7 protein-coding genes are annotated in these 8,995 nt (G+C 54.9%); 4 read left to right on the plus strand and 3 right to left on the minus strand.

What is annotated here, in order from left to right:
* The 3 genes from deoC to VEI96_09925 form a co-directional block, all read left to right on the plus strand.
* Positions 1-670, plus strand: a 670-nt coding sequence (deoC, locus tag VEI96_09915) for a deoxyribose-phosphate aldolase (protein ID HXX58302.1), incomplete at its 5' end; no start/stop codon positions are given.
* A 252-nt stretch (positions 671-922) separates the two neighbouring features.
* The gene (locus VEI96_09920) at positions 923-1,717 is read left to right on the plus strand and encodes a transporter substrate-binding domain-containing protein (protein HXX58303.1); all 795 of its coding nucleotides are present in this window, start codon (positions 923-925) and stop codon (positions 1,715-1,717) included.
* 7 nt (positions 1,718-1,724) lie between these two features.
* Positions 1,725-4,190 (plus strand): mechanosensitive ion channel domain-containing protein, encoded by a 2,466-nt coding sequence (locus VEI96_09925; GenBank protein ID HXX58304.1) that lies wholly within the window; start codon positions 1,725-1,727, stop codon positions 4,188-4,190.
* A 31-nt stretch (positions 4,191-4,221) separates the two neighbouring features.
* Here the strand turns inward: VEI96_09925 and VEI96_09930 are convergent, their stop codons facing one another.
* The 3 genes from VEI96_09930 to VEI96_09940 all read right to left on the minus strand — a co-directional run bounded on the left by VEI96_09930 (position 4,222) and on the right by VEI96_09940 (position 7,114).
* Positions 4,222-5,418, minus strand: coding sequence for an LptF/LptG family permease (locus VEI96_09930; protein ID HXX58305.1), 1,197 nt, complete (start codon positions 5,416-5,418; stop codon positions 4,222-4,224).
* Complete coding sequence (locus VEI96_09935; protein HXX58306.1) at positions 5,352-6,434, minus strand: LptF/LptG family permease; 1,083 nt, start codon at positions 6,432-6,434, stop codon at positions 5,352-5,354. Before VEI96_09935 ends, VEI96_09930 begins: the two co-directional genes overlap by 67 nt.
* A 119-nt stretch (positions 6,435-6,553) precedes the next feature.
* Positions 6,554-7,114 (minus strand): tetratricopeptide repeat protein, encoded by a 561-nt coding sequence (locus VEI96_09940; GenBank protein HXX58307.1) that lies wholly within the window; start codon positions 7,112-7,114, stop codon positions 6,554-6,556.
* A 402-nt stretch (positions 7,115-7,516) separates the two neighbouring features.
* On the opposite strand from VEI96_09940, the gene VEI96_09945 reads away from it, so the two are divergent.
* Positions 7,517-8,965 carry an alginate export family protein gene (locus tag VEI96_09945; GenBank protein ID HXX58308.1) on the plus strand — a complete coding sequence of 483 codons (1,449 nt, stop codon included), beginning with the start codon at positions 7,517-7,519 and terminating at the stop codon, positions 8,963-8,965.
* The last annotated feature ends 30 nt before the right edge of the window (positions 8,966-8,995 follow it).

Below are 8,995 nucleotides of genomic sequence, written 5' to 3' on the forward strand. Positions count from 1 at the left end.
CGACCACACACTCCTCAGGCCCGATGCAACCCCCGGTGATATCAGAAGGCTCTGTGATGAGGCGAGACTCCACGGTTTCTTCTCCGTATGCGTAAATCCTTTTTATGTCCGGGCGGCCAGGGAAGCCCTCGGAGGGAGCGCCGTCAGGACAACGACCGTGATCGGATTTCCTCTCGGGATGACCCTCACAAAGGTCAAGACCTTTGAAGCACTGGAATCCGCGCTTGCCGGAGCCGATGAAATTGATATCGTTATGAATGTCGGCATGGCGAAGTCAGGCCACTGGGATATCGTGACAAAGGACATCGATGATGTTATCGCCGCCACCGGGGGAATCGTCCACAAGATCATCATCGAGACATGCTATCTCGACGGGGAGGAGAAGAGAAAGGCATCGGAGATGGTCCTCGAAACAGGTGCGGGATTCGTCAAGACATCCACCGGCTTCGGCCCCGCAGGAGTGACGATTGAGGACGTTGCCGTCATAAAGACCGTCGTCCGGAACAGGTGCGGGATCAAGGCGGCAGGCGGCATCAGGACATTGTCGCAGGTCAAAGAGTTGATCTCTGCAGGTGCAACGAGAATAGGGACATCGGCCGGAGTAGCGATCATGGAGGAAGCGCAGAGAGGGCATGATATTCGACATCAGGGGGCGAGGGAACGGCCCTGACGCGCTGTCAGCGATCATTCGCGGCCGCGCTTCCCGTTCCGACAGGTTCCCCGCGGTAGGCGTTCCTTTTCTGCAAAACAGACGATGTCTGAAGCTTCGCAGACGTGGACTATCTTCCGGATTTCCATTATAATCGTAAAGGCAAGGAGCTGCACTGAGTCCCGCTCTTTCTCGATCAGCAGGGGGCAGAAGGGCCATCGGTCCGGTCAGCCCTTTCCGCGTTTGAAGCCATTCAAAAGGAGGTGCGCGCGTATGGTCAGATATGTCGGAAGAATTGCCCCGTTCGTTCTCCTCGCGTCGTTTTTCATCGGCTGCGCCACAGTGAAGGATGCTCCCTTAGTCGAAGGCCCTAAACCGAACCCGTTGCTCGTCGGCGTGACCCCTGACTCCCCTCCCATGATTTTCAGACTGAACGGAGAAATCTCGGGAGCGGAGGCAGACATGGCGCGCCGGCTCGCGAAGGAACTCGGCCGGCCTCTCGAATTTGTGGATCTTGGATGGGAGCAGGAGATCCCCGCTCTCCTCGAAGGGAAGACCGATATCATCATGTCAGGCATGACGATAACCGATGCGAGAAAGGTAAGAATCAATTTCACCTACCCTTACCTCAAGAGCGGCCTCGTGATAGCGATGCGTGCGGGAGATGCATCGAAGTACACTTCCGTAAAGAGTATCTTGGATGATTTTCCGACTACGGGAGTGATAAAGGGCACAACAGGCGAAGCATACGTCCGAAAGAATTTTCCGCCGGCGATAAGAATCGTGGCCGTGCCGAACATAAAAGACGCTGTTCTTGAACTGAGGCAGAGAAGGATCGACATCATTGTTCACGACGCCCCTGCGATAGTCTGGATCGTCTCGGAAAACGAGGCAGAAATAAAGGGCCTTTGGGAGCCGCTGAACGAGGAAGACCTCGGGTGGGGAGTGAGACGGGACGACGAGGAATTCCTGGACCGAGTGAACACGGTTCTGAGAAACTGGAAGAAGGATGGAACATTGAAGGAGATCCTTCTCAAATGGCTCCCCTATTGGAAGAATTTCGATTAGTCTGAGCATGGCGCTTCTCGTGACTTCATTCAGTCGAAGCGTGTCTCGGGCGTGTCGCGGCGGCATCCGAAGGGGGATTCGCCTCTTTGTCGTCCTCTGCCTCCTCTGCCCTGCCGGATTCCTGTCTTCTCAGGCGGCATCGGCCCAGAAGTTCCCCCCGATCATTCAGGAGAAAGGGACGTCCTCAGCGCCACCCCTGCAGGCGGCACTTCCGTCGACTGATGAAGATATTGATGAGACGATAGCGCGGCTCGAATCCCGGATAGCCGAACTCCGTCAACTGTCCGCAGCGGCATCGGAGGCCGTCGCATCCGAGGCGGGGGGAGTATTCGGCGCAACTCCCGACGAGATAAGAAACCGCCAGAGAATCATCAGCGAGACCATCTTCCTACTCGACAGGCATGTCAAGACCCTGAGGGATTTGAGGGATATCCGGAAAACAAACAGTGACCATGCAGGGGAGATAAAGGCCTGGAAGGGCTTCAAGGAGAAACCTCCCTTCCCCATTTCGTTTCTCGACAGCCTGCGTGACGCTATCCTCAACCAGAGACTCGACTTGCAGGCCCTCGAGATGAGACTCCCGTCGGCAAGAGAGGACCTCAGGCAGTTTACAAAGAATCTGAAGGAGAGCCGCAAGGAACTGCGTCTCGCTCAAGAGCGGTTCGACAAGAGCAAGGGTACCCCCTCGGAATTGAGACAGCGCTGGCTCCTCGATCTGATACGGCAGAAGAACGAACTGAACGAGGCAGGTGCGGCGTCGGCCGAAACCCGCAGGCTCGAAACAGAGGAAGCTCTCGCCGGTAAGAAGGAGTACATCCGGTTTCTCGAAGAGCAATTGGGCGCAGCTGAGAGGGTCTCTCCCTTTTCGAAGGCTGACCTCGAACTGAAGCTCCAGGAGCTTGACAGCCAGCGCAGGCCGATCGAGAAGGAGATCATTCAGGGCCTGAGAAGAGACGATGATGCGAAAAAGAATCTTCAACAGACGCGCGATGCCTTGAATAAGGCGCTGGCCGAACTGAAGCCGGACCTTCCCCCCAGCCAAAAGCAGATCGATCTCCTGAGTCGTCTGCAGTCCTTGCTCAGCGCGCAACAGGTCGTCACGGAAACCGCCAACGCGAAGGTCGAAATTCTGAAGTTTATGCTCCAGCTGGTCGATACCGCCCAGACGATGTGGGAAGACCGCTACTGGCTTACCCGAAACGATGACCTCATGAAGATCAGGGAGAAATCCGCAGAGATGCGGCGGATTCTCGAAAACGCCCGCACCTGGAAAGACTACATCCAGTCTAGGCTCCTCAATTGGACGACCCTCATTCAGAATCAGAAAGAAAGAATCGCCCGCGCGGAAAGAACGCCGGACGAACGGAAAACGGAGAGTATCATCCTCGGCGCATACGAGGAGCGTCAGGCGATAGTGCTCAGAGCGGCTGAAATGGTTGCGAGGGTCGAACGTTTGGCAAACCTCCTGAACGATGAACTCACGGAGAGGCAGGAGCATGCCCCGGTGGCCGGCCGCATGAGAGAAGCGCTGACCATCTGCCTCTCTTTCATCAAAAAGATCTGGAATACGGAACTCTATGTGGCTGAAGAGACGATCATCGCCGAGGGCACCAAGATCGCAAAACCGATAAGTGTCACCATCGGAAAGGTGATGCAGGCGCTCTTGATCCTGATCGCGGGCACGTGGCTGGCGAGGCACCTGAACAGGCCGATACAGTGGTTGGTGATCAAGACATTCAAGAAGGATGAAGATGTGGCGCAGCAGGTGAGCAAGGTATCGTTTCTCGTGCTCTTCGTCTGCGTGCTCGTCTTTTCTCTCGTCTCGGTGAATATCCCGCTCGCCGTCTTCGCCTTCCTCGGCGGAGCGCTCGCGATCGGCATCGGCTTCGGGGCGCAGCACCTCATCAACAACTTTATCAGCGGGTTGATCCTCCTCTTTGACCGTTCCATTAAGGTCGGCGATATTGTTGAGATAGAAGGACAGGGAGGGCGGGTCACGTCCATAGGCATGCGGAACTCCCATATCATCGGGTTTGACGGTGTGGAATTGCTCGTGCCGAACAGCCAGTTCCTGCAGCAAAAGGTGACGAACTGGACGCTCTCTGACAGGCTGAGGCGTTACTCGCTCTCTGTCGGCGTCGCCTATGGTACACCCACGAAGGAAGTATCGAGATTGATCCTCAGGGCAGTCGAAAACCACGAGTCAGTGCTGAAAGATCCCCTGCCCGTTGTACTTCTCGAAAAATTCGAGGAGAACGCGCTTACATTCTCGGTCTATTTCTGGCTCTACCTGGAGCCTGGACAGGATAACCGCATAGTCTTAAGCGACATACGCCATCGGATCATCGAACTCCTCAACGACGCGAAAATCACTATCGCTTTCCCCCAGCGAGACGTCCATCTCGATTCGGTACGCCCGTTGGAAGTCAAAGTCGTGCCTGCAGCCGACAGCAAGAAATCCCCGGGGGAGTAGCGCGAACGCCATAGCACATTCCATCCGAGTCCTATTCCGGTATCGTCACGAACAGATAGAGCGCCACGCCCCCGAAGATCACCGGCACGAGCCATGCGGAGAATACCGGAGAGAGAATTCCCGTATACCCCATCGAAAGGCAGGCGGTATACCCCAACCAGTACAAGAGACTGATGAATATCCCCATCGCCGTTGTTATGAGGCCGCTCTTTATTTCCCCTCTCGTCGCCAGGGAGACTCCCACGAGAAGCATGATGATATTGATCAGGGGGAAAGAGAGCCGCGAATGGATATCGATGAGAAGCCTCGTGTTCTTGATGCCCGCATCCCTCAACCGTTTCGTGTAGGAAAGGAGCTCCCGGGCGTTCATCTCTTCCGGTTTCTGCATTCCCCTGCCGATGATGTTCGGGGAATCGATGACATCAGACCGGATTTCGCCGAACTTCGTGACCGTACCGCTCTTGATGTTGTAATCCGTTACCCCTCTGAGATACCAGACACCCCTCTCCGGCCGGGAGGAAGAAGGTCCTTCCAAATACCGCCTTCCATCGTCTCCACGAGATTCCAACACGGGCCCCCACTCACCTGAGTCAGCCTCTATCCGGTCCGTAAGCATGTCGCCCTCTATCTTCATGATCGTGACGCCCCTGATGGCTCCCTTATCGGGAAGGTACAAGTCTATCTTGACGATGCAGTCCCTCGCCCGTAACCATGCCGTCCCTTCCTTCACGGTCAGGATCTTCTCCCTCTTCGTGATGGAATCACTCAGCCGGTGTGCCTTCTTGGAGAAGTTCGGTGCAACAAACTCGCTCATGAGGAAAGCGGCGAGCGCGAGGAAAATGCCGCAATAGATGAACGGGACAAGGAGACCCTTGATGCTTCCGCCGGAGGCCTTAATCGCCACGGTCTCCTTCCGTCTTCCGGCCTGTCCGAAGGTGAAGAGACTGCTCAGAAGTGCCGCCACCGGCATAAGGTAAAGGAGGTACCGGGGGACGTTCAGGAGCGAGTAGAGGAGGAGTTTGCTCGCAGGCGGGTTATATTGAATGAACCCTTCGATCTTGTCGACGAGTTCAATCATGCTCGATATGAACCCGAGTCCCAAGGCAATGATGAAGAAGAGGAGAAAGAATTCCTTCAGATAGTATCTCTGGAGCATCGTTATCATCGTGACCCCGCCTTCCGGAAGGCCCAGAGCGAACATGCCCCGAGCAGGGCGATGGGGATCCATGCGCCCACATAGTGCGGCAGGATACCCGAACGAACGGTATTTTCGGCGTAGACGAGGATAATATAAAAGACGGTGAAGACGGCCAGCCCTATCGTGAGTCCCCCGAGCCTGCCTGATTTCCCCGATATCAATGCCAGGGGCGGACCGAGAAACATGAGAAAGAAGCAGAGGACGGGCAGGGAAAGCCTCCGGTGGAATTCCAGGAGAAGCGATATCCTGTCCCTCCGATCCTTCCCGGCAGCCTCCCTGAGCAGTTCTCCTGGCGTCATCTCGGCGTTCTTCCGCATCGGCCCTTCCGCCATCAGGTTCAGGGAGAGTTTATAGCCTTCAAAAAAAATCTCGAGGGAACCTTCACCCTTTGCGATGTGGACAAAGCCGTCTTTGAGAAAGAGGGAAAGGTTGTTCTCACTGTCGGCATAAATCCTCCCCTCGCGGGCCGTGAGCGCCTTCGGTTCCTTCTTGTCTCTCCTGTCGTAGATAAAGATCCCTCTCATCCTGTCCGGTTCAGGTTTGTCCCTGACGAGGATGACAATGTCCTTGAAGGAGGTATTGAAGATCCCCGCCTCTATCGCGAGGGGCGCGCGCTGCATAATGATCTTGATGAGGGCGTCTCTCAGTTTCGATGCGGACAAGGGGCTGATCGAGAAACTGATGAGAAGACCGAAGAGGAAACACCCTGTGCCGAGGACGAAGAGGGGCCTGCAAATATCCCTGAACGGCATCCCGGCTGCCCTGAGCGCCGTAAGTTCGCTGTCGGCATTCATCCTGCCGTACGTGAGGAGAGCCGAGAGGAGCAGGGACATCGGGATCGTCAGGAGCATGAGTTGAGGCTGGATGTAAAACAGTATCCTCGCCATATCCGCAAGCGATGCCCCGACACCCGACAGGAGCCGGCTCAGACGCAAGACCTTCTCCATGAGGAGAAAAAAATTCAGGGAAAGCAGGCTCATGAGAAAGGTGACAGTCAGCTCTTTCAGTAGTGCCCTTTCGATGATTTTGAGACGCAATAACGGCATTATCCCCATGATTTCTCTACAGGCTTCCCTGCCCGATAATGAAGGATGATCTCACTCTTGCGGTGTCGATCAGGCCCTTCATCTCAATTATGGAACCCCTTAACTGAAGAGAAGGCCATTTACTTCTTCGAAATGATTCTCTTGTAGCAGGGAGCGTTACGGATATTATTGTACGTCTTCGATGTCTTGATATAGGGCCAGTTATTGTATCCCTTTTCTATAGCCATTTCCAACCACCTGCAGGCCTCAAGCGGCTCGTTCCGCGCCGCGTACATCTCGGCCATACTGTTCAGCGCATAGATGTTATTGGGGCTGAGTTCGAGGGACTTCCTGATATCCCTTTCGGCCTCCCCATATCTCCCCATGAGAATAAAGGTAAAACCACGATTGTTATAGGCCATGCTGTTACCCGGGTCGAGCACAATGGCCCTGTCGAGATCGGAAATTGAACGTTCATAGCTCCCGAGCTCCTGATAGGCATTCCCCCTGTTGATGTAAGCCTGAACAAATGACGGATTCAGCTCGGTAGCCTTGCTGAAGTCCGCAATCGAGAGGGTGTGCTGACCCCTCTTTTGATAGGCTATCCCCCTGTTGTTGTAAGCGCAATAATTCTCCGGGCGGGACTCTATGATCTTGCTGTACTTGGCGATGTCGAAATCAAATTTCCATGTTTTACGCATAATAAAGGTAATTTTACCCTTTTGGCGCATATATTACAACACGGACGAGCCCGGCGATGCTGTCATTCCTGTCACACCCATGTGTCAAAACCGACACAGATAGCATCTCCCTTCCGTCACTATAACCTATTATTATCAGCAAGTTAGCAATGGCATAGTTATTGCTGAATCAGTAGATGATTGACGTTTTTTACTTGACATCGGCTGGGTGACATGCTATAAACTTACAATTTGTTGATGCAGAAACTGCCCGAGACAGCCTCTCAGCAGGAGATGATCCGGAGAAAACGGGCAGGGAAAGGGGATGATAGCGAGAGACAAAGAGAAGAAGAGCTGAATAGGATAGTAGGGAGTACATCCGCCATTGGCGGACAAATACTGAACTAACCAGGAGGTTAGGAAGTGAAACATTACGTAGCATTGTTTTTAGGTGTATTGCTTCTGCTCGGCTTTGCAGCGAGCGCGTTTGCGATTCACGCCGAGATCCCTTCGGAGACCCAGGCGGTCGTCGCGACAGGCGGCACCCAGATAACCATCGGCGGTGAGCTGAGGTTCAGGGGCGAAGTGCAGCAGAATACCTCAGATTTCAACAGTAACTTACCAGACCACAAAGCGTATTATGATGAGAGAGTAAGGCTCTCGATCGAGGCGAAGGTCACACCCAATGTTACGGGTATGATCCAGCTGGAATCAACCAATGAGGATGCGACATCAAAGTCTCAGGACCTCAATATCTGGGGTAACTATCCCGGTCAGGGTTCGTACGCGACAGGTCTCTATGTGGCCGGTAACGCCAAACACAGCGCCCTCAGCGTCCTCCAGGCATGGATCCTCTATACGGGAACCGGCCTCTTCGGGGTGCCTTCGGGTGTTAAGGTCGGGCATATGCCGCTCGCCCTCGGTAACGGTCTCTTCTTCGACCACACGAAGTTCGGCGATGATGCCCTCCTGTTCTTTGTAGACCCTGTTCAGGACTTCCATGTCGTCGCCTTGACAGCGAAGTTCAGGGAAGGCAGCACGATTCAGAACGACGACGCCAACGCCTATGTGTTGATCCTCAACTACGCTCCGAAGAGCTGGTCCGCAGCCTTTGACGCTACCTATGTCGATGACCAGAGGTCATTCGGCACGGCGGCAGTCGGTGCGGCGGGACCTCCGGGACCTTTCTACACGAACGGCCCTGGCCCGAACAGCCCGACCCACTTCTACAACTTCGGCCTCCATCTCAATGCCAACGTCGAGGGCTTCGCTCTTAAGGGAGACGGAGAACTTCAGGCAGGCAAAGTAGACAACGCAAATCCCGCCTCTCACGCGAAGGCAGATTTCACAGGCTGGGCTGCGATGTTGGGCGGCAGCTACAAGCTCGACCCCGTGACGCTCTCTCTTGAGTGGGCATACGGAAGCGGCCCGTCCGCGACTTCGAACAACATTCCGTCGTTCGTCACCTCACTCGGCGCGGACAGGCATTTCACCTATGTCTATGAATACCGCACCGTGAACGCATGCGGCCAGCAGTATGGCGGTATCTGTAACACCCAGTACATCAAGGTGGGCGGAGCAGCAGACCTCGCGAAGGACCTCTCCGGCGACATGCAGTTCTACTGGCTCCACGCCAATAAGGTCTCTGCGTTCGTGTTCCCGGTGGGCGGCCAGAGCAGCAAGCAGATCGGTTGGGAAATCGATGCGAAGCTGAACTATAAGCTAGACCGGAACCTTAACTGGTGGGTAGAGGGCGGATACCTCTTTGCAGGAAACTTCTGGGAGCAGCTACAGGTTGCCCAGAAGCAGCCCGCGGGTAGCAGCCCGGATAACGCTTACGCGGCAAGGACGGGAATCCAGCTCAACCTCTAATTCCGTTCAGAACGAGCGTACTAAAAAAGG

This window comes from Thermodesulfovibrionales bacterium (assembly GCA_035622735.1).
Lineage (GTDB): Bacteria > Nitrospirota > Thermodesulfovibrionia > Thermodesulfovibrionales > UBA9159 > DASPUT01.